The following is a 19,782-nucleotide window of genomic DNA, read 5'->3' on the forward strand; positions in this document are numbered from 1 at the left end:
ATCAGGCGACCTCTATCTCAATGAGATAGGTTCTGCCCGAGGCTCGCCTGAGCGCGGCAGGCAGGTCCAAAATGTTTCCGAGCCGCTCGGCGGCCACGCCATAGGCTTCGGCCAGCTTGCAAAAATCCGGTGGCGCGGGCGATACGCCGACCGGCTCGACGCCGACATCGCGCATCGAAGTTTCGATCTCGCGATAGCCTCGATTGTTCCAGATCACGAAAATGACCGGCGCTCCGGCGTCAAGCGCCGCGCCGATTTCCGGCAGCGTGAACTGGAAACCGCCATCGCCGGTCAGGCAGACGACCGGCGCAGTCGGATCGGCAAGCGCCGCTCCGATTGCCGCCGGCGGCCCGTAGCCCAGCGCGCCGAAGCCGGTGGCGGCGTTGAACCAGCCCCCGGCCGGTCGTGGTCGTAGCAAAGATTGGCGGCGTAGACCGGCTGCGTCGAATCGCCAACGATGATCGAACCCGGCAGCGTATCACGGATCGTCTCGACCACGGAAACCTGCTCCCGCATGGCGGGGCCTATCTCGGCGAGGGCGGCGGTACGCGCCGTCTCCGCGCGTTCGGCGCCGCCTGATCGTGTCCTGCCGGCGGGTTCAGCTCCGGCCATCGCGACAAAAAGCGCTTCGAGCGCCGTCGCGCAATCCGCCTGGATGCCAACCGTCGCAGGATGACGCGCGAGTTGATCTGCGCCGATATCGATCCGCACCAGCCGGACCGGCAGCACGAAGCCGCCATCGGCGTACATGTCGTAATCGGTGGGGCCGAATTCCGTTCCGGCCGCGATAACAAGATCCGACTCCGCCATCAGTGCACGGACGGCTTGGAGGCTCGGGCTGGCGTGGACGCCGAGCGGATGGCGATGGAGCAGACCGCGCGCATTTGCCGTGGTGACCACCGGCGCATCGAGGCGCTCGGCAAGTCCCGCCAGTTCGGCTCCAGCTCGCTTGGCGCCGCCGCCGGCGAGGATCAACGGGTTCTCGGCCGCGAGCGCCAGCCTCGCCGCTTCGGCAATTGCGGCGTTGTCGGGCGCCGGGGACACAACGTTGGCCGGAAGCATCGCCAGTTCGCCGGCGGGCTTCGCCATGACGTCGGTCGGTATCTCGATATGCACCGGACCGGGCCGCGCGGTCGCAAAAAGCGCGAAGGCGCGCGCCAGCACTTCGGGCAACTCGACTGCCTGCTCGATCCGGTGCGAGAACAGCGCCACCTTCTCCATCATGCCGCGCTGGTCCGGCAATTCGTGCAGATAGCCGAGCCCCTTGCCGAGCGTGCCAGTGGCGTTCACACCCGATATGACCAGCATCGGGACGGAATCGGCGCGCGCCTGGCCCATGGCGGTGATCGTGTTGGTCAGGCCCGGACCGGTGATCACGAAAGCCACGCCCGGCCGCCCCGAAATGCGGGCGTAACCGTCAGCCATGAAACCCGCGCCCTGCTCGTGGCGCGGCGTGACGTGGCGTATCTTCGAGCGCGCGAGACCGCGATAAAGCTCGACCGTATGGACGCCGGGAATGCCGAACACGGTGTCGACGCCGTGCGCCTCGAGCAGCGAGATCAGCGCCTCGCCGACGGTTTTCTCGTTGCTCATCCCCGCAGCATCGGGCGTGTCAGGCAGGTCGGCCCGCCTTCGCAGGCGATGCACAGCGCGTCAGCCTCGAAAGTCTCGACCGTGCAGCCGGCGGCTTCCATGGCTGCCCTGGTTTTCGGGAAGCCCGCAACGGCGATGACCCTGCGCGGCGCCGTCGGCAGCACGTTGAGGCTGAGGCCGTGGGAGGCGTGGAATTCTTCGGCGTCGCCCTGCACCAGCTTTATGCCGCGCGCCTTCAGCATCTGATAAAATGCGGCGGGCAGAAGCGGCGCATAGACCAGCGCCAGATCGTCGGCCAGCGGGCTGATCACCGACATCAGGTGAAGGCAGGCCTCCTCGCCGTGCCAGAGCGGCAGGTCGTAGCCGTAAACCTCGATGCCGAGCGGCGACAGCAAATTTGCGATCTGCTGTATGCCGTGCTGGTTCGTGCGCACACCGCGGCCGATGGCGAGCGTCTTGGCGTCGACCCAGACGCAGTCGCCACCTTCGACGGTTCCGGGATCTTCGACCCGGCCAAGGATAGGCACGCCCATGCGCCTGTAGGCGGCCTCGTGCAGCGATGGTTCGGTTCGACGCAACGCCTTTCCCATGGAAAGGATGATGGCGCCATGATCGGTCATCAGCGACGGATCATGGGTAAACACCGAATCGGCCAGTCCATCCTGAATATCGTCGAGCCATTCGATCGAAGCGCCGGACGCAGCGACGAGATCGGCCAGCGCCTGGTGCTGTTTCGCCGCGCGTTCAGCATCGAAGCCCGGTCCGTAGTGCCAGGTTTCCCGGTCGGCACCGTGCATGGCGCTGCCGGCGCGGCGCATCAGCACGCGCTTCAACGGCGCCGCCATCGATTGCGATCCGAACATCTTTCCGGTCTGCAGGTTCAAATCGTCCTCCCGGTTTGCCAGCGGCATGGAGCCACTAAACATTTTGCGCGACCGCCCGGCAAGGGCCACGGCAGGCGGGTTGACGGAGGCAAGCCGCCCGGTCCATCCTGTCATAGGGACGTGAGTTTGTGACTTGGTAATGGGTACGGGATTCCATCGGAATCGAAATCGCCGCAAGGGCTACACGGCATGAGCAATGCCGATGCAGCGGCGCTTTCGGCAGACGCAGCCAATGAGGCGGCCGAAGCCATTCACGTCGAGAACCTGCACAAGAAGTTCGGCCAGTTGCATGTGCTGAAAGGTGTCTCGATGTCGGCGCGCGACGGCGAGGTCGTGGCGATCATCGGCGGCAGCGGCTCGGGCAAGTCGACGCTGCTGCGCTGCATCAACTGCCTGGAAAACCCCACCAGCGGCCTCATCCGCGTCAATGGCGAGGAGATCCGGCTGAAACCGGATGGCCATGGCGGCAGCGTGCCGGCCGACCGCCGCCAGATCGAGCGCATCCGCTCCAGGCTCGGCATGGTTTTCCAGAGCTTCAATCTATGGAGCCACATGACGCTGATCGAAAACGTCATCGAGGTGCCGGTGCATGTGCTCGGCGTAAAACGCAACGAAGCCATCGCCGGCGCGGAAAAGCTGCTGGAACGGGTGGGGCTCTCGGAAAAGCGCGATGTCTATCCGGCCTTTCTGTCGGGCGGCCAGCAGCAGCGCGGGGCGATCGCCCGGGCGCTGGCGGTCCAGCCGCGCGTCATGCTTTTCGACGAGCCGACTTCTGCGCTCGACCCCGAACTGGTCGGCGAGGTGCTGAAGGTGATCGCCGATCTGGCGCGGGAAGGCCGCACCATGGTGCTGGTGACGCATGAGATGAAGTTCGCCCGCCAGGTCGCGAGCCATGTCATCTACCTCTACAACGGGCTGGTCGAGGAGGAAGGACCGCCGGAGCAGATTTTCGGCAACCCGAAGTCCGAAAAGCTGAAACAATTCATCCGCAGCATCCACTGATTGCGGGCGAATACCGGGAACATCAACGAAAAACAAAATGGGAGTTCGTGACATGAAAAACATCCTCAAAACCACAGCGCTGGCGCTGGCGCTCGGCATTGCTAGCCTCGCCGCCGCCAATGCCGAACCGGTCAAGGTCGGCTTCTCGCCGGAAGCCTATCCGCCGTTCTATTCGGCCGACGCCTCGGGTAAATGGACAGGTTGGGAAGTGGAGATCGTCCACGCGATCTGCGCCGAGGCAAAATTCGAATGCGAATTGACGCCGATCCCGTGGGACGGCCTCATTCCGGCGCTGACGACGAAGAAAATCGACGCGATCATGAACTCGATGTCGATCACTGAGGAGCGCAAGAAGACGATCGACTTCTCGGACAAGTACTACAACACGCCGACCGCGATCGTTGGCCCCAAGAGTGAAAAATTCGGCGCGACGCCAGCAGACCTCAAGGGCAAGATCATCGGCGTCCAGGTTTCCACGACGCACTCGGCTTACGCCAAGAAGTATTTCACCGAGGCCGCCGAGATCAAGGAATACCAGACCCAGGACGAGGCCAACCAGGATCTCGCGGCAGGACGCATCGACGCAACACAGGCCGATTCGATCGCGCTCGACGCCTTCCTGAAATCCGAGCAGGGAATGGCCTGCTGCGACCTCAAGGGCCATGTCGCCGAAGATCTCGAAATCCTTGGGCCTGGCGTGGGCGCAGGCGTGCGCAAGGAGGACACGGAACTCAAGGAAAAGATCAACGCCGCGATCAAGGCCATACGCGCCAACGGCAAATATGACGAGATCACCAAGAAGTACTTCGACTTCGACATTTACGGCAGCTGATCGGCTGTGATGGGCGGCTGCGCGGATGAGAAGTCCGTCGCAGCCGCAGCCACAAGGAAGCGGGCTACCCGCTCGAATAAGCAGGACCGGGCCGATCGAAGCGTTTCTTCTTCCGCTGTCGCAGGCGAGCATTTTCGATCTCCTGGCGCTCGAGCTCGCCGGGCTGGGGCGGCAATCTGTTGCGCGGGCTGGCCAATTCGGTGCTCATCGCGGTGGGGGCCTTCGGCTTCGGCCTCGCCATCGGCACCGGCGGCGCCTATGGCAAGCTGTATGGCGGGCCGATCGTGCGCGACCTCCTGGAGGTCTACACCACCATCGTCCGCGCAGTGCCGGAGCTGGTGCTGATCCTGCTGCTCTATTTCGCCGGAAACGACCTGATCAACCGGGCGCTGGACGCGCTCGGCTACGCACGCATCGACATCAACGGCCTTGTCGCCGGCATCTGGGTGCTGGCATTCGTGCAGGGCGCCTATTCGACCGAGGTCATTCGCGGCGCCATCCTTGCCATCCCCCAGGGCCAGATCGAAGCCGCCCGCGCCTACGGTATGTCGCCCGGACTACTCATGCGCCGCATAACCCTGCCCGCGATGCTGCCCTTCGCCATACCCGGGCTCGCCAATCTCTGGCTGATCGCGACCAAGGATACTGCCCTGCTGGCGATCGTCGGCTTCAACGAACTCACCCAGGAGACCAGGACCGCGGCCGGCCAGACCAAGGCCTACTTCACCTTCTTCCTGGCGGCAGGCGTGCTGTATCTCCTGCTGACGCTGTTCTCCAACGTCATCATCGCCCAGGTGGAGCGCTGGGCCCGGCGCGGCATGCCGCGGATCGCCGGGGGCGGCCAATGAGCACGCACACAAGCAGCCTCGTCGATACCGCAGCGCGTGCTTCGCTCTGGCTGCAGCCGCATCGCATCGTGCTGATCGCCGTGGGCCTGGGGCTGGTCGCGTCGGCCGCAATCTTCATGCGCTGGGACTGGATCCCGGCCTATTACGACCTGGCGCTCCAGGGCATCTGGCGGACGATCTGGATCCTCATCGTCACCGGGATACTCGGCTTTGCGCTGGCGGTTCCGCTTGGCCTCGTCCAGGTAACAGGCCCGCGCTGGCTGGCATGGCCGGCCAACGCCTTCTGCACCGTGATCCGGGGCACGCCGCTGCTGCTCCAGCTCTGGCTGCTTTATTACGGGCTGGGTTCGCTGTTTCCGCAGTTTCCCTGGGTCCGCGGCTCGTTTCTCTGGCCCTATCTCAGGCAGGCATGGCCCTATGCGGTGCTGGCGCTCACGTTCTCCGTCGGCGGTTATGTCGGCGAGGTCATGCGCGGCGCCTTCGCCGGCGTGCCGCGCGGCCAACTGGAGGCGGCGCGCGCCTATGGTATGCGCCGGCGGACGATCTTCCGGCGCATCTGGCTGCCGCAGGCGATCTACAGCGTGCTGCCGACGCTTGCCGGCGAGACGGTGCTTCTGCTCAAAGCGACGCCGCTGGTAGCGACCATCACCGTCGTCGATATATACGCCGTCGCCTCGCGGGTGCGTCAGGACACGTTCATCGTCTATGAGCCCTTGCTGCTGCTCGCTCTGATCTATCTCTGCATAACCGGCATCATCGTCTTCGCCTTCCGCAAGCTCGAAGCGAAAATCCCGACGCGGCTGGGCTAGACATGACCGGAACCGTGACGATCGGCATGGAAGAAGCGCTGGCGCTCTGCGAAAGCGCAGCGAGGCGTGCCGGTGCAAATGCTGAGGTTGCTGTTTCGATGGCCAGATCCGCTGTCGCCGCCGAAGCCGAGGGGAAGGCGTCAGTCGGATTGGCGCATTTCGTCGACTATCTCGAGGCATTGGAAGCTGGCCGCATCGACGGCAATGCCGTGCCCGAGATCACGCGCCCGGCCGGCGCTATCATCCTGTCCGACGCCAAAGGCGGCGCGGCGCATCCCGGTTTCGACCGCGCGTTCGACGACCTTGTCGACACGGCCCGGAAATTCGGCGTCGCCATCTTCAGCCAGAAGAACGCCTATACCTGCGGCGCACTCGGCTATTTCGCAGGACGCCTGGCTGAGCGAGGGCTGGTTTCGATAGCGGCTACCAACGGGCCGGCGCTGGTTGCGGGGGCCGGCGGCACGAAGCCGGTCTATTGCACCAATCCGCTGGCCTTCGCAGCCCCGGCCGCGGGAGGCCCGCCGCTGCTGATCGACCAGTCCTCCAGCGCCACCGCTTTCGTAAACATCCGCAAGGCGGCCCATGCCGGCCAAAGCATTCCGGAGGGCTGGGCGCTGGATGCGGCGGGCAACCCGACGACCAATGCGAGCGCAGCGGTCAAGGGCACGCTGCTCGCCTTTGGCGGAAGCCGCGGCGCGAACATCGCCTTGATGGTGGAAGTTCTCTCAGCCGGGCTGTCGGGCGCAAACTGGTCGCTGGACGCGCCGCCCTTCATGACCGGCTCGCAATCCCCCGGTACGGGGTTGTTCGTGCTCGCCATCGAGCCGAAACTGCTGGATCCGGATTTCGACATCCGGATGGCCGCGCAACTCCGCCGGCTTGCCGACGATTACGGAGTCCATATTCCGGGTTTGGCCAAGGCCGAGGCGCGGCGGAATTCCCGCGAGGCGGGTCTTTCCGTTCCGCGCACGGTCCACGAGGCGATCACGCGGCGGGCCGCGGCCTTAAAGCCATGAACACCGCCGGCTGACCGCCACGTCGGCGATCCTTGCGCATCCGAAAGGACGCACGGCGCTCTAATGGCGGGTCAGCCACTCGTCGATTTCGCGCTCGGCGTCCTCCTGAGACTTGCCGTAGGCCTTCTGGATGCGCCCAGCCAGTTCCTTGCGCTTGCCGCTTATGACATCGAGATCGTCATTGGTGAGCTTGCCCCATTTGCTCTGCACCTTGCCCTTGAACTGCTCCCAATTGCCTTCGACCTGATTCCAGTTCATCTCCGTCTCCTTTCAGGGTTCATCGGCCTGGACGGCCTTCGAAGGAACAACGGCCCGTCACTGCCTGGGTTCCGCACAACCGGAAGATGCAGGATCGGATCAAACCTTGTTGACTTGACCGTGAACGGCTTCGCTCCAAGTTTTTGCGCACTGCAACAAAGGAGCATTCGATTTGGCCGTAGCGACACAGACATCAGGCAAGCGCCTGCTCATTCCAGCCCTACGCGGCGTGTATGCCGGCCTGCACGACAGCGCCGAAACGCTGCTTCGGGTCGTTGCGGGCGTGGCGCTGTTCACCCACGGCCTGGGCAAGATAGGCGACCCGTTCGGCGCTGCCGGAATGGTCGAGGGGCTCGGCTTCTATCCGGGCACGTTCTGGTCGCCGCTGCTGTCGTTCACGGAGTTCTTCGGCGGCATACTGATCGCCATCGGCCTGCTGACCCGGCCGGCCTCCTTCGCGGCGCTGATCGTCCTGCTCGTCACCGTATGGTTCCACTGGGTCACGAAGGAACAGGGCTATACGGGAGCCGAAAAGTCGATCCTGTGGTCGGCGGTGTTTTTCTTCTTCGTCATCCGCGGCGGCAACCGCCACTCGGTCGACGCCAGGATCGGCAAGGAATTCTGACCGGACGCCGTTCTCTCCGCACACGAGACTGCAGGCCCTGCGGGAGCCATTCCGTGGGCTTTGCATTCGGCGCAGCCACGTCCGCGCTCTTTGCCTTTGCCGAGAAACCGATTATGACACGGCGAAAGCGACCGGAGCCCGCCATGACCGAAATACTGCAAACGCCGAAGCTCGTGACCGTTTTCGGCGGCTCCGGCTTTCTGGGCCGCCATGTCGTGCAGGCCTTGGCCAAGCGTGGCTATCGGGTCCGCGTCGCCTGCCGGCGGCCGCATCTGGCGGGGCATTTGCAGCCGCTCGGAAATGTCGGGCAGATCCAGCCTATACAGGCCAATCTGCGTGTGCGCTGGTCGGTGGACCGCGCGGTGCAGGGGGCCGACCACGTCGTCAACCTGGTCGGCATCCTCTACGAATCGGGCCGGCAGAAATTCTCGACCGTGCAGGATGTCGGCGCCCGCGCGGTCGCCGAGGCGGCGCGTTCGGCCGGCGCGGGCCTGACCCACGTCTCGGCGCTGGGAGCCGACCCCAAGGGCGAGGCGAGCTATGCCAAGACCAAGGCGCGCGGCGAACTTGCCGTTCTCGAAACCGTTCCCGACGCGGTGATCTATCGTCCATCGATCATGTTCGGTCCGGAAGACGGCTTCTTCAACCGCTTCGCCAACATGGCGCGGTATTCGCCAGTGCTGCCGTTGATCGGCGGCGGCAAGACAAAATTCCAGCCGGTCTATGTCGGTGATGTCGCCGAAGCGATCGCGCGTTCCGTCGACGGAAAGGTCAAGGGCGGCACGATCTACGAACTCGGCGGGCCGCGGATCATGAGCTTCAGGGAATGCATGGAACAGATGCTCGAGACGATCGGCCGCAAGCGGATCCTGGCGACGCTGCCATGGTGGTTGGCAAGGCTGCAGGGATCGATCCTCGGCCTGCTGCCCAAGCCGCTCCTGACCACGGACCAGGTGACGCTGCTGAAGACTAACAATGTCGTCTCGGCGGAGGCCGAAGCTGAACGGCGCACGCTGGCCGCCCTCGGCATACAGGGCCGCTCCACCGCGGCGATCCTGCCGACCTATCTCTGGCGCTACCGCCCCGCCGGACAGTTTTCGCAGAAGACCGAAGCCTGACCGAGGGCCGGGCGGTGGAGTCACTCGCCGCCCTGCTTCCAGAAGGGCTGAGCGCCACTGTTGCGGCGCTGCTTGTCGTCGCCAGTTTCTTCACCTCGGCGCTGACCGCCGCCTTCGGCGTCGGCGGCGGCATCGCAATGCTTGCGCTGATGGGGCTGTTCGTTCCGGTAGCGGCGCTGATCCCGGTGCATGGCGCGGTGCAGCTGGGCTCCAATACCGGCCGCGCCTGGCACCAGCGCGCCAATGTCCGCACCGATGTCGCCATTCCCTTCATCGCCGGCAGCGTTGTCGGGGCGGTCGGCGGCGCCTTCCTAGTCGTCCAGCTGCCAGACGCGCTGCTCAAGCTGGTGCTCGGCGGCTTCATCATCGCGGTGACGTGGACGAAAATCCCGGGCATCGAGCGGCTGGGCCGGGCCGGTCTCGCCGTGGCGAGCGCCGCGCTGGCTTTGATGACAATGTTCGTCGGCGCGACCGGACCGCTGCTTTCGGCGGTGTTCGCGCAGATATTCGCCAACGACCGCAAGGCGCTGGTGGCCACGCATGCGGCCGGCATGACGGTGCAGCACGCGCTGAAAATCGTGGTGTTCGGTTTTGCCGGCTTCGCCTTCGGCGACTGGTTGCCGCTAATCGCGGCGATGATCGCCTCGGGCTTTCTCGGCACGCTTTACGGCACGAGGATGCTCGAGAGCATGCCGGAAGAAACCTTCAAGAGATGGTTCCGCATCGGCATCACCATCCTTGCGCTCGACCTGCTGAGGCGCGGGCTGGCAGGAATGTTTTAAATTAACCCACCAGATAAAGCGCGGCGAGGCCGGCGCTGCCGACGATCAGCCGCCACCAGCCGAACAGCGCGTAGCCGTGGCTCGAGACGTAGCCGAGCAGCGAGCGGACCACGACGACCGCCATGATGAAGGCCGCGATGAAACCGGTCACGATCACCGGCAGATCGGCCAATGACAGTATGTCGCGGTTCTTGAAAAGGTCGTAGGCGAAGGCGCCAGCCATGGTCGGCATGGCGAGGAAGAACGAGAACTCGGCCGCCGAGCGCTTGTCGGCGCCCATCAGCAGCGAGCCTATGATCGTCGCTCCGGACCGCGACGTGCCGGGAATCATCGAAAGGCATTGAACCAGCCCGATCTTGAAGCAGAGCGAGAGCGGAAACTGCATCACGTCGTAGTATTTCGGCTTGAGCGTCAGACGGTCGACCCACAACAGCACGAAGCCGCCGATGATTAGCATGATGCAGATCAGCTTCGGCGTTTCGAACAGCACGGTTTTGATGAAGCCGTGCGCCAGCGCGCCGATGACCGCCGCAGGCAGGAAGGCGACGAGGATGCCGAGCACGAAATGCCGGGTTTTGGCGGATCCCGGCAGATCGACGGCAATCCGCCACAGCCGGGCGGAATAGACGGTCAAAATGGCCAGGATCGCGCCGAGTTGGATCAGGACTTCGAAGGTCTTGCCGGTCGATTCGAAACCGAGGAAATGCCCGGCCAGGAGGATGTGCCCCGTCGAGGACACCGGTATGAACTCGGTCAACCCTTCGAGCAGGCCGAGCAACAGCGCTTCCACGATCGTCTGGCTTTCCATGTGTCTCCCGGCTGAATCGCGATTGGTCGGCGTTTGCTTGTCACGGCGCGGAAGTCCCCCTATAGGTCGGACGCCTTGACGGCCCGTCGATCGGGCGGGTCATGATCTACCCGCGCCACCGGCAATTGACCAGCGCGCTTTTTATCGCAGGACCATGCTGACGCTTTTCCACCATCCTATGTTCGCTTCGTGCCGTTTCGTCCGCCTTGCCTTCGGCGAGTATGGCGAGGAATTGGCCCTGATCGAGGAGAAGCCATGGACCCGGCGCAAGGAATTCCTGGCGCTTAATGCCGCAGGCACGCTGCCTGTCCTGCTTGCCGAGGGCGATGTGCCGATCGTCGGCGCCGGCGTGATCGCCGAATATCTCGACGAGACCCGCGGCGTTCTGAAGCGCGAGAAGCGGCTGTTCGCCGAAGATCCCATGGAGCGGGCCGAAATTCGCCGCCTGGTCGACTGGTATCTGATCAAGACCGACGGCGAGGTGACCCGGCATCTGGTGCGCGAACGGGTGCTGAAGCCGCTGATGTCGGAAATACAGGGCGGCGGTTCGCCCGATTCGGCCGCGATCCGCGCCGCCCGCGCCAACATCCGCCAGCATATGAAGTATACGAACTGGCTGGCCGGAACGCGGCATTGGCTGGCCGGACCGAGGATAACCTATGCCGACCTCGCCGCAGCCGCGGCGATTTCCGTGCTCGACTACCTCGGCGAGGTGGACTGGCGCGACCACAATGCCGCGCGCGAATGGTATACTCGCGTGAAATCGCGGCCCTCGTTCCGTCCGCTGCTGGGCGACAGGGTGCGCGGCCTTTCGCCGGTGTCTCACTATGCGGACCTCGATTTCTGAAAAGCCCCCACGGAGCGAGCGCCTGCGGCGGATGATCGACCGCGAGGCGAGACTGGCCGGTTTCGACGCTGTCGCCGTCGTTTCGCCGGACGCGATCCCGCTTGCGCCGGCCCGCCTCTCCGAGTTCATCGCCGAAGGTTTCCACGGCTCGATGGAGTGGATCGAGGAAACCATGCTGCGCCGGGCAAACCCGAGGACGCTGTGGCCCGATGTGCGCTCAATCATCGTGCTCGCCATGAATTACGGTCCGGACTATGATCCCGGCGAGGTGCTCGAGAAGCCCGATCGCGGGGCGATCTCGGTCTACGCGCAGAACCGCGACTATCACGATGTCATGAAGGGCCGGCTGAAGCAGATCGCCGGCAAGATCGCAGCGCAGGCCGGCGTCGACGTGAAGGTCTTCGTCGACACCGCGCCGGTCATGGAAAAGCCGCTGGCCGAGGCGGCCGGGCTCGGCTGGCAAGGCAAGCACACCAATCTGGTCAGCCGCGAACATGGCTCCTGGCTGTTTTTGGGCAGCATCTTCACCACCGCCGAGCTTGCACCGGACGCAAGGGAGGAAGATCATTGCGGCTCATGCCGCGCCTGCCTCGACGTCTGCCCCACGGACGCCTTTCCGGCGCCCTACCGGCTCGATGCGCGGCGCTGTATTTCTTATCTCACCATCGAGAACAAGGGCCCGATACCGCACGAATTCAGGCAGGCGATCGGCAACCGCATCTATGGCTGCGACGATTGCCTGGCCGCCTGCCCCTGGAACAAGTTCGCGCGCGCCGCGTCGGAAGCGAAGCTCGCCGCGCGCGACGACCTGCGCGAACCGGCTCTCGCCGACCTGCTGTCGCTTGACGACGCCGCCTTCAGGGTCCTCTTTTCGGGTTCGCCGATCAAGCGCATCGGCCGCGATCGATTCCTGCGCAACGTGCTGGTCGCGGCCGGCAATTCCGGCGAGACCGGTTTGATGGCGCGGTGCAAAGCACATCTCGACGACGCTTCGGCGCTGGTGCGCGGCGCGGCGGTCTGGGCGCTTTCGCGGCTGCTGGATGCGCGGAGTTTCGCCGAACTCGCCGCCGGCAGGATGGCGGAAGAAGGCGCCGCGGACGTAATCGCCGAATGGAATAAAGCACTCGAAGCCACCGGAAGGATCAAGAGCCACGCATGAGCAGCTTTTTCATCTTCGGCGCCGGCTATTCAGCCCAGGCCTTCGCAGCCGCAAACCGCGATCCAGAAACCGGGATCGCGGGCACGACGCGCTCGCGCGAGAAATTCGATCGGCTGAGACGGGCCGGAATCGAGCCTCACCTGTTTTCCGGCCAGATGACGCCCGAACTCACTGACGCTCTGCGAGGCGCCAGCCACGTCATCGTCTCGACCGCGCCCGACGAGGCCGGAGACCCGGTGCTGAATGCGGCGCGCGACCTGATCGTGGCGAAAATGCCCGAACTCAAATGGATCGGATATCTCTCCACGGTCGGCGTCTATGGCGACCATGGTGGGGCGTGGGTCGACGAGACCAGCGAATGCCGCCCGGTTTCGCGCCGCTCCACATTGCGCCTCCAGGCGGAGCAGGAATGGCTGGAGCTTGGCCGTGAAGCCGGCGTTCCGGTCGCGGTCCTGCGCCTTGCCGGCATTTACGGGCCCGGCCGCAACGCCTTCGTCAATCTGTCCGAAGGGACGGCGAGGCGGCTGGTCAAGCCGAACCAGGTGTTCAACCGCATCCACGTGGCCGACATCGCCGGCGCGCTGTGGCATCTCGCCGGTCTCGATCGCGGCGGCGTTTTCAATGTCACCGACGATCTGCCCGCTCCGCCGCAGGATGTCGTTGCCTATGCGGCCGGCCTGATGGGCATCGAGCCGCCGCCCGAGACGCCCTTCGAAACCGCTGAATTATCCCCGATGGCGCGGTCGTTCTACGGCGAAAACAAGCGCGTTTCCAACGCCGCTCTCAAGCAGGCCGGCTACACCTTCCGGTTCCCGAACTACAAAGCGGCGTTCGATGCGATGTGGGCCGAAGGGAACTGGAAGGGCGCAGGGCGAGAGGACGCACGCAGCCCGATCGGAAGGTCGTGATCGAAAACCGGCTCAGGTCGTGGTATGATTTGGGACACTGCCGATTCACGTTTCAGTAACCAGCAGCTTTCAAGGTTGGGGTCGGGGCTTAAAAATACGCGGGAATGCGCATGAAATTGTCAGCTGGATCGACAAAGCGCCTTGCGATGGCGCTCGCCGCAGGCCTTGCCATGTTTACGGCAGCTCCGCCGCAGGCCAGTGCCGAACAATTGGCCAAGGTTCTTTTCGGCAGCCAGAAACTGCCGGCCGCCACCGCCGCCAGATCCTACGGCTTCTATTCCAAGGGCTGCTTTTCGGGCGGACTCGCAATCGCGACAGACGGGCCGACCTGGCAGGCGATGCGGCTCTCGCGCAATCGCCGCTGGGGTCATCCGACAATGATCCGGCTGGTGGAGAAGCTTTCGCGCGACGCGGTTGCAGACGGCTGGCCTGGCCTGTTGCTCGGCGACATCTCGCAGCCGCGCGGCGGGCCGATGCTGACCGGCCATGCTTCCCACCAGATCGGCCTCGACGCCGACATCTGGCTGACGCCGATGCCCGACCGCCGACTTTCGGCGGTCGAGCGCGAGAACACGAGCGCGACCTCCATGATAAGGAAAGGCGGGCTGACCGTCGACGAGCGTATCTGGACGCCGGCGCATGCCCGGCTGCTCCGGCGCGCCGCCAGCTATGGCGAGGTCGAACGCATCCTGGTTCACCCCGGAATCAAGAAGAAGCTGTGCGAAACGGTGAAGGGCGACCGTAGCTGGCTGCGCAAGGTGCGGCCGTTCTGGGGCCACGACTTTCATTTCCACATCCGCATCGGCTGCCAGCCGGGATCGAGCGGCTGTAAGAAACAGGCGGAGACCATGCGCGGAGACGGCTGTGACGCGTCGCTCGCTTGGTGGTTCACCGAAGAGCCATGGCGCCCCAACAAGAACCCGGACGCGCCGAAAGCGCGCGACCTGATGACGATGAACAGCCTGCCCAAGGAATGCCGCGCGGTGCTGGAAGCGCCCGCACCTGTTTCGGAAGCAGCCGTCACGATCGGCGGTGGCGGAACGGCGGTGGCGACGGCGCCTGCCGCGCCTTCGGAAACCATCACGATCGAGACGATCGTCGGCGCGCCGCCGGTCGCGGCCAGCGCCTTCGCGCCCACGCCCGATCTCGGCGTGCCGCTGCCGCGTCCGCGCCCTGCAGATTAGCGGCGGTCTAGCTGCGGTTAACCAGCTTGTTGAAACGGCTGGTGCTACCCTCCTCGGTCTTGTCCTGATAGAGGAAGGCCAAATTGTTCTGGTCGAAGATCTCGAAGAATCTGTCCCAGCCGATCTCCTCCAACCCTTCCTCGGGCTCGCCGAAATCGATGCGCAGGATGCCGCCTTCGCCGCTGTCGCGCACCCGCGAAGGCTTGCCGCCGCGCGCTTCGGCCCATTTGCGGATGTCGTCGTGATTGGTCGTCGTTTTCGCTTCACTCATGTTCGTCTCCGCTCTCGGATTTTCTCTGTCGCGACCTAACTCCGGAGGACAGCAGACGTTCCTGCCGCAACAGCGCGCAGCCCGCCTCTTTCGCGGGAACGGCTCCTCGTCTATAGCCTTCAACCGATTTAGACCTTGGCGAAGCACGTGGGCGAGACAAGTTCGTTGCTCCGCTGCGGCAGATGTCGCATTAGGAAAGTCGCCGCTGGTCGGGCGTCCGCCTCTCCGGCGCCGAAACAACTGGAACGCAAGAGCATGCCGATTTCCGGAGACGAGGAACAAGGCTTGAAATTTCCCATCCTGATCGGCGATGTCGGCGGCACAAATGCGCGTTTTGCCATCGTTCTCGATGCAAATTCGGAGCCGAGCGAGCCGAGTATCGTGCAGACAGCGAGTTTCGCCACGATCGACGATGCCATCCGTTCGGCCGTTTTGGACAAAACCCCGGTCAAGCCCCGCTCGGCCGTGCTGGCTATTGCCGGACCCGTCGACGGCGACGAGATCGCGCTGACCAATTGCCCCTGGATCGTGCGGCCGAAGTCGATGCTGGCCGAGCTCGGCCTCAGCGACATCGTCATTCTCAACGATTTCGAAGCTCAGGCGCTCGCCGTCGTTGCGCTCGGCGCGGAGCACATGGAAAAGATCGGCGGGGGCGAGCCTGAGCCCAATGCGGGCAAGGTCGTGCTTGGTCCCGGCACCGGGCTCGGCGTGGCGGGGCTGATCCATGCCTGCGGCAGGTGGATACCCGTGCCCGGCGAGGGCGGCCATATGGACATAGGTCCGCGCACCGCGCGCGACCGGGAGGTTTTCCCGCACATCGAGCCGATCGAGGGCCGCGTCTCCGGTGAGCAGATCCTGTGCGGACGCGGCCTGGTCAACACCTATCGCGCGGTCGCAAAGGCCGACGGCAAAGCCGCGCCCATGACCACACCGGCCGAGATCACCGCCGCCGCGCTCGATCGTTCCGATCCCGTCGCGACTGAAGCGCTCGAACTGTTCGTCACCTGTCTCGGGCGCACCGCCGGCGACCTCGCTTTGGTGTTCAAGAGCCGCGGAGGCGTGTTCCTGACCGGCGGCATAGCACAGAAAATCGTGCCGGCGCTGAAGACCGGCAATTTCCGCGCCGCATTCGAAGACAAGGCGCCGCACCACGATCTCATGAAATCGGTGCCGGTCTATGTGATCACCCATCCGCTGGCGGCGCTTGCCGGCCTCGCCGCCTATGCCCGCACGCCGGAACTGTTCGGTGTTGAAACCGGGGGACGGCGCTGGCAGGCTGCGTTGCAGTGATGTCGCAGCCGAGCTTCTTCGGCGGCAGGCATAGGCAAGGCGGACCGATGGCGCTAAGAGGGTCTCGAACTTGCGGTGCGCCGCAGCACAACAAGACGCGGACGGATATTTGAGTTGACGGACCGAAAGAAGCGCCAGACCGACCCGGGCGAGATCGTCGCGGTCATCAGGCGGATCATATCCGAGAACGGCCGCGAATATGCCTGGCACTATGCCGGGGCGGTGCTTTGCTTGGTCTCGATAGCGGCGACGACCGCTTTCGCCGCCTGGGTAATGCGCGATGTGGTCGACGAGATTTTCTACCGGCAGCGCAGCGACCTGATCATGCTGATCTGCCTGGCCATCATCGCTGCCTTCGCCATTCGCGGACTGGCCACATACAGCCAGTCGGTGATCCTCGCCAAGGTGGGCAACAACCTCGTCGCCCGCTACCAGAAGCGGATCTTCGACCATTTGATGAAGCTCGACATCGGCTTCTTCACGGAAATGCGGTCCGGCAGGCTTGCAGCACAGATCAACCAGAATGTCGGCGGCATTCGCGACCTGCTTGGAACGACCCTGACCGCGATCGCGCGCGATCTGGTCTCGCTTGTGGCGCTGGTGGGCGTGATGATCATCCAGGATCCGGTCCTGTCGATGATTGCCCTTCTGATCGGACCGCCGCTGGTTTTTACCGTGAATTATCTGATGCGGCGCCTGCGGGGCGTGACGCGCCAGGCGGTGGAGATCAACTCGCGCCTGATCGGGGCCATGCAGGAAGCGACCCAGGGTGTCGCCGTAGTCAAGGCGTTCACGATGGAGGAGCAGCTTTCGCGTAGGATGAGCAAGCTCATCGCGACGGCGGAGGCGCGCTCCAACAAGATCGCGCGCGTATCGGAGCGGCTTACGCCGATCGCCGAAATGCTGGCTGGCTTCGCCATTGCCGGCGTGATCGCCTACGCCGGATACCGCGCGACCTATGGCGGGCAACTGCCCGGCGCGGTGTTCTCCTTCATCACCGCGCTGCTGCTTGCCTATGATCCGGCCCGACGGCTGGCGCGGGTGCAGGTCGGGCTCGAGCGCTCGCTGGTCAACGCCCGCATGATCTACGAAATACTCGACCTCGAGCCGCAACAGGGCGACGAGCCGGGCGCACCCGCTCTGGAAGTGCAAAAGGGCGAGGTCCGTTTCAACGAAGTCTCCTTCGCCTATGCGGAGAACCTTCCGGTTCTCTATGGCGTGGACTTCGTCGCGGAGGCAGGCAAGACAACGGCGATCGTGGGCACGTCGGGGGCCGGGAAATCGACGCTGACAGCGTTGCTCGAACGATTCTACGACGTCGACGGAGGCTCCATCGAAATCGATGGCCAGGACATTTCAAAGGTGACGAAGCAGTCGCTGCGTCAGCAGATCGCCTATGTTTCGCAGCAGCCCTATTTGTTCGAAGGCTCGATCCGAGACAACATCCGCTACGGCCGCGAGACGGCGACCGATGCGGAAATCGAAGAAGCAGCGCAACTGGCCGCGGCGGACGAGTTCATTCGGCAGCAGCCGCACGGCTACGACACGCTGGTCGGTGAAAACGGCGTTACGCTGTCCGGCGGACAGCGCCAGCGCATTTCGATCGCGCGCGCCATCGTGCGGCAGGCTCCGATCCTGCTTCTCGACGAGGCGACGTCGTCGCTCGACAATGAATCCGAAGCGCGCGTACAGGATGCGCTTGCAACGGTCATGGAGGGGCGCACGACGATCGTGATCGCGCACCGCCTCTCCACTGTGGTCAATGCCGACCGCATCGTGGTGCTGGAACAGGGCAGGCTGGTCGAGGAAGGCACGCACCAGTCGCTGCTGGCCAATCCGCACGGCATCTATTCCCGCTTCCACCGGCTGCAGAGCGCCAAGGGCCTCGGCCTTGTCAACGACATCAAGAAGGCGGCCAAGCCGGCACCCGCGCAGGCCAAGCCAGCCAGGATCGCACGCGGGAGAACAGCATGAGCGATATGCGTCTCGTCGTCGTAGGAGCAGGCGGCCGAATGGGGCAGACGCTGATCCGCACCATGCGTTCCATCCCCGGCGTCACGGTCGCCGGCGCAATCGCGCGCTCGGGATCGCCCCATCTCGGCAAGGATGCAGGCGAACTCGCCGGCATCGGCACGCTTGGCGTTCCGATCACCGACGATCCGCTGCCGGTCTTCGCCAAGGCGGATGGCGTGCTCGATTTCAGCATACCGGCGGCGACCGTCGAATTTTCCGGCTATGCGGCGCAGGCCCGCATTGTCCACGTCATCGGCACCACCGGCTGCTCGCCCGAGGACGACGCCAGGATCGCGGCGGCGGCGCGCCATGCCCCGATCGTGAAGAGCGGCAATATGAGCCTCGGCGTCAATCTGCTGGCCGTGCTGGTCGAGCAGGCGGCGCGAGCGCTCGAACCCGAGGATTTCGACATTGAGATCCTGGAAATGCATCACCGCCACAAGGTCGACGCGCCTTCGGGCACCGCGCTTCTGCTTGGCGAAGCCGCGGCCACGGGGCGCAATATCGCTCTCGCGCAAAACAGCGTGCGGGTGCGCGACGGGCATACCGGCGCCAGGCGCGCCGGCGATATCGGCTTCGCGACGCTGCGCGGCGGCTCTGTGGTCGGCGACCACTCGGTGGTACTCGCCGGCACGGGCGAGCGGATCACGCTGTCGCACAGCGCCGAAGACCGTACGATTTTTGCACGCGGCGCGGTGAAGGCGGCGCTCTGGGCGCGAACCCGCAAACCAGGGCTCTACTCGATGCGGGACGTTCTCGGGCTTTCATAGGCAGAGACGCCCGTCTCCACTAATCACGGCAACAAAGAGGTAAGACATGTCCGGAACACTGGTGCTCGTCCGCCACGGCCAGAGCGAATGGAACCTGAAGAACCTTTTCACCGGCTGGCGCGATGTGGATCTGAGCGAGCTGGGCCATGCGGAAGCGAAAGCGGCGGGCCAGAAGCTGAAGGAGCGCGGCCTAAAATTCGATATCGCTTTCACCTCGGCGCTGAAGCGCGCACAGAAGACCTGCCAGTATATCCTTGACGCCGTCGGCCAGGAAAACCTGCAGACGATCCGGGACGCCGCGCTCAACGAGCGCGACTATGGCGATCTGAACGGGCTCAACAAGGACGACGCCCGGGCCAAATGGGGCGAGGAGCAGGTCCATATCTGGCGCCGCTCCTACGACACGCCGCCGCCCGGCGGCGAAAGCCTCAAGGACACGGGCGCGCGCGTGTGGCCCTATTACCTGCACGACATGCAGCCGCATGTGCTGCGCGGAGGAACGGTGCTGGTCGCCGCGCACGGCAATTCGCTGCGCGCGCTGATCATGGCGCTGGACGGAACCTCCGGTGAGGACATCGTCAAGCTGGAACTCGGCACCGGCGTTCCGATCATCTACAAGCTCAACGCCGATCTCGACCGTCGCCTCGAAAGAGGTGCTCGCCGGCTGATTCCAGGTGCGGCAAGCCTGGACAAGCTATCCTCCTGTTCGCGCGCAGTTTTAGGAAATCGCGCGTTGACAGGCCAGCCGCGCCCGCTTACATCAGC

Annotated in this window: 19 protein-coding genes and 2 pseudogenes; 16 read left to right on the forward strand and 5 right to left on the reverse strand. The window is 64.6% G+C overall.

Annotated features, from left to right (window positions below; all coding sequences use genetic code 11):
- Position 1 precedes the first annotated feature (1 nt).
- Both ACG873_RS24635 and ACG873_RS24640 read right to left on the reverse strand, forming a co-directional pair.
- A pseudogene (locus ACG873_RS24635) lies at positions 2–1,593 on the reverse strand (5-guanidino-2-oxopentanoate decarboxylase).
- On the reverse strand, positions 1,590–2,438 hold the full coding sequence (locus ACG873_RS24640) for a dimethylarginine dimethylaminohydrolase family protein (protein ID WP_394893683.1): 849 nt from the start codon (positions 2,436–2,438) through the stop codon (positions 1,590–1,592). Before ACG873_RS24640 ends, ACG873_RS24635 begins: the two are co-directional and overlap by 4 nt.
- 228 nt (positions 2,439–2,666) lie before the next feature.
- Here ACG873_RS24640 and ACG873_RS24645 point away from each other — a divergent pair, with 228 nt between their 5' ends.
- The 5 genes from ACG873_RS24645 (at position 2,667) to ACG873_RS24665 (ending at position 6,984) form a co-directional block, all read left to right on the forward strand.
- Positions 2,667–3,479 (forward strand): ABC transporter ATP-binding protein, encoded by an 813-nt coding sequence (locus ACG873_RS24645; RefSeq protein ID WP_394888419.1) that lies wholly within the window; start codon positions 2,667–2,669, stop codon positions 3,477–3,479.
- Positions 3,480–3,531: 52 nt separating this feature from the next.
- Positions 3,532–4,311 carry a transporter substrate-binding domain-containing protein gene (locus ACG873_RS24650; RefSeq protein WP_394888420.1) on the forward strand — a complete coding sequence of 260 codons (780 nt, stop codon included), beginning with the start codon at positions 3,532–3,534 and terminating at the stop codon, positions 4,309–4,311.
- 179 nt (positions 4,312–4,490) lie between these two features.
- Positions 4,491–5,159 (forward strand): ABC transporter permease, encoded by a 669-nt coding sequence (locus ACG873_RS24655; RefSeq protein WP_394888421.1) that lies wholly within the window; start codon positions 4,491–4,493, stop codon positions 5,157–5,159.
- A complete protein-coding gene (locus tag ACG873_RS24660; RefSeq protein ID WP_394888422.1) occupies positions 5,156–5,968 on the forward strand; it encodes an ABC transporter permease in 813 nt (270 codons plus the stop codon). Before ACG873_RS24655 ends, ACG873_RS24660 begins: the two co-directional genes overlap by 4 nt.
- 2 nt (positions 5,969–5,970) lie before the next feature.
- Positions 5,971–6,984 (forward strand): Ldh family oxidoreductase, encoded by a 1,014-nt coding sequence (locus ACG873_RS24665; protein ID WP_394888423.1) that lies wholly within the window; start codon positions 5,971–5,973, stop codon positions 6,982–6,984.
- 60 nt (positions 6,985–7,044) lie between these two features.
- On the opposite strand, the gene ACG873_RS24670 is transcribed toward ACG873_RS24665, so the two are convergent.
- A complete protein-coding gene (locus ACG873_RS24670) occupies positions 7,045–7,242 on the reverse strand; it encodes a CsbD family protein (RefSeq protein WP_394888424.1) in 198 nt (65 codons plus the stop codon).
- Between the two features lie 172 nt (positions 7,243–7,414).
- Between ACG873_RS24670 and ACG873_RS24675 the strand changes: the two genes are divergently transcribed.
- The 3 genes from ACG873_RS24675 (at position 7,415) to ACG873_RS24685 (ending at position 9,767) form a co-directional block, all read left to right on the forward strand.
- Positions 7,415–7,867 (forward strand): DoxX family protein, encoded by a 453-nt coding sequence (locus ACG873_RS24675; protein ID WP_394888425.1) that lies wholly within the window; start codon positions 7,415–7,417, stop codon positions 7,865–7,867.
- Positions 7,868–8,010: 143 nt separating this feature from the next.
- On the forward strand, positions 8,011–8,985 hold the full coding sequence (locus ACG873_RS24680) for a complex I NDUFA9 subunit family protein (RefSeq protein ID WP_394888426.1): 975 nt from the start codon (positions 8,011–8,013) through the stop codon (positions 8,983–8,985).
- Between the two features lie 14 nt (positions 8,986–8,999).
- The gene (locus ACG873_RS24685) at positions 9,000–9,767 is read left to right on the forward strand and encodes a sulfite exporter TauE/SafE family protein (protein WP_394888427.1); all 768 of its coding nucleotides are present in this window, start codon (positions 9,000–9,002) and stop codon (positions 9,765–9,767) included.
- A gap of 1 nt (position 9,768) precedes the next feature.
- On the opposite strand, the gene ACG873_RS24690 is transcribed toward ACG873_RS24685, so the two are convergent.
- Positions 9,769–10,575: an undecaprenyl-diphosphate phosphatase gene (locus tag ACG873_RS24690; protein WP_394888428.1), complete on the reverse strand. Its 807-nt coding sequence runs from the start codon at positions 10,573–10,575 to the stop codon at positions 9,769–9,771.
- A gap of 154 nt (positions 10,576–10,729) precedes the next feature.
- Between ACG873_RS24690 and ACG873_RS24695 the strand changes: the two genes are divergently transcribed.
- The 4 genes from ACG873_RS24695 to mepA all read left to right on the forward strand — a co-directional run bounded on the left by ACG873_RS24695 (position 10,730) and on the right by mepA (position 14,673).
- A complete protein-coding gene (locus ACG873_RS24695; RefSeq protein WP_394888429.1) occupies positions 10,730–11,422 on the forward strand; it encodes a glutathione S-transferase family protein in 693 nt (230 codons plus the stop codon).
- Positions 11,403–12,581 (forward strand): tRNA epoxyqueuosine(34) reductase QueG, encoded by a 1,179-nt coding sequence (queG, locus tag ACG873_RS24700; RefSeq protein ID WP_394888430.1) that lies wholly within the window; start codon positions 11,403–11,405, stop codon positions 12,579–12,581. Before ACG873_RS24695 ends, queG begins: the two co-directional genes overlap by 20 nt.
- On the forward strand, positions 12,578–13,489 hold the full coding sequence (locus ACG873_RS24705) for an SDR family oxidoreductase (protein WP_394888431.1): 912 nt from the start codon (positions 12,578–12,580) through the stop codon (positions 13,487–13,489). Before queG ends, ACG873_RS24705 begins: the two co-directional genes overlap by 4 nt.
- A 104-nt stretch (positions 13,490–13,593) precedes the next feature.
- A complete protein-coding gene (mepA, locus tag ACG873_RS24710) occupies positions 13,594–14,673 on the forward strand; it encodes a penicillin-insensitive murein endopeptidase (protein WP_394888432.1) in 1,080 nt (359 codons plus the stop codon).
- 7 nt (positions 14,674–14,680) lie between these two features.
- Here mepA and ACG873_RS24715 read toward each other — a convergent pair whose 3' ends face one another.
- The gene (locus ACG873_RS24715; RefSeq protein ID WP_394888433.1) at positions 14,681–14,944 is read right to left on the reverse strand and encodes a hypothetical protein; all 264 of its coding nucleotides are present in this window, start codon (positions 14,942–14,944) and stop codon (positions 14,681–14,683) included.
- 255 nt (positions 14,945–15,199) lie between these two features.
- On the opposite strand from ACG873_RS24715, the gene ACG873_RS24720 reads away from it, so the two are divergent.
- From ACG873_RS24720 to ACG873_RS24735, 4 genes and pseudogenes are all read left to right on the forward strand, one after another.
- The gene (locus ACG873_RS24720; protein ID WP_394888434.1) at positions 15,200–16,234 is read left to right on the forward strand and encodes a glucokinase; all 1,035 of its coding nucleotides are present in this window, start codon (positions 15,200–15,202) and stop codon (positions 16,232–16,234) included.
- A 114-nt stretch (positions 16,235–16,348) separates the two neighbouring features.
- Positions 16,349–18,208 carry an ABC transporter ATP-binding protein gene (locus ACG873_RS24725; RefSeq protein ID WP_394888435.1) on the forward strand — a complete coding sequence of 620 codons (1,860 nt, stop codon included), beginning with the start codon at positions 16,349–16,351 and terminating at the stop codon, positions 18,206–18,208.
- Positions 18,205–19,017, forward strand: a complete 813-nt coding sequence (dapB, locus tag ACG873_RS24730; protein ID WP_394888436.1) for a 4-hydroxy-tetrahydrodipicolinate reductase — start codon at positions 18,205–18,207, stop codon at positions 19,015–19,017. Before ACG873_RS24725 ends, dapB begins: the two co-directional genes overlap by 4 nt.
- A gap of 46 nt (positions 19,018–19,063) precedes the next feature.
- Positions 19,064–19,685 (forward strand): annotated as a pseudogene (locus tag ACG873_RS24735) (2,3-bisphosphoglycerate-dependent phosphoglycerate mutase).
- Positions 19,686–19,782 lie beyond the last annotated feature (97 nt).

Origin of the sequence: Allomesorhizobium aridi (assembly GCF_043769475.1) — a bacterium.
Taxonomy (GTDB): Bacteria; Pseudomonadota; Alphaproteobacteria; order Rhizobiales; family Rhizobiaceae; genus Allomesorhizobium.

Excerpts from the sequence above, each read along its gene's own strand:
- mepA (WP_394888432.1), top strand. The coding sequence starts at position 13,594 with ATGCGCATGAAATTGTCAGCTGGATCGACAAAGCGCCTTGCGATGGCG.
- ACG873_RS24670 (WP_394888424.1), bottom strand. The coding sequence starts at position 7,242 with ATGAACTGGAATCAGGTCGAAGGCAATTGGGAGCAGTTCAAGGGCAAG.
- ACG873_RS24660 (WP_394888422.1), top strand. The coding sequence starts at position 5,156 with ATGAGCACGCACACAAGCAGCCTCGTCGATACCGCAGCGCGTGCTTCG.
- ACG873_RS24650 (WP_394888420.1), top strand. The coding sequence starts at position 3,532 with ATGAAAAACATCCTCAAAACCACAGCGCTGGCGCTGGCGCTCGGCATT.
- ACG873_RS24665 (WP_394888423.1), top strand. The coding sequence starts at position 5,971 with ATGACCGGAACCGTGACGATCGGCATGGAAGAAGCGCTGGCGCTCTGC.
- dapB (WP_394888436.1), top strand. The coding sequence starts at position 18,205 with ATGAGCGATATGCGTCTCGTCGTCGTAGGAGCAGGCGGCCGAATGGGG.
- ACG873_RS24645 (WP_394888419.1), top strand. The coding sequence starts at position 2,667 with ATGAGCAATGCCGATGCAGCGGCGCTTTCGGCAGACGCAGCCAATGAG.
- ACG873_RS24680 (WP_394888426.1), top strand. The coding sequence starts at position 8,011 with ATGACCGAAATACTGCAAACGCCGAAGCTCGTGACCGTTTTCGGCGGC.
- ACG873_RS24640 (WP_394893683.1), bottom strand. The coding sequence starts at position 2,438 with ATGGCGGCGCCGTTGAAGCGCGTGCTGATGCGCCGCGCCGGCAGCGCC.
- ACG873_RS24695 (WP_394888429.1), top strand. The coding sequence starts at position 10,730 with ATGCTGACGCTTTTCCACCATCCTATGTTCGCTTCGTGCCGTTTCGTC.
- ACG873_RS24705 (WP_394888431.1), top strand. The coding sequence starts at position 12,578 with ATGAGCAGCTTTTTCATCTTCGGCGCCGGCTATTCAGCCCAGGCCTTC.
- ACG873_RS24720 (WP_394888434.1), top strand. The coding sequence starts at position 15,200 with ATGCCGATTTCCGGAGACGAGGAACAAGGCTTGAAATTTCCCATCCTG.
- queG (WP_394888430.1), top strand. The coding sequence starts at position 11,403 with ATGCGGACCTCGATTTCTGAAAAGCCCCCACGGAGCGAGCGCCTGCGG.
- ACG873_RS24715 (WP_394888433.1), bottom strand. The coding sequence starts at position 14,944 with ATGAGTGAAGCGAAAACGACGACCAATCACGACGACATCCGCAAATGG.
- ACG873_RS24690 (WP_394888428.1), bottom strand. The coding sequence starts at position 10,575 with ATGGAAAGCCAGACGATCGTGGAAGCGCTGTTGCTCGGCCTGCTCGAA.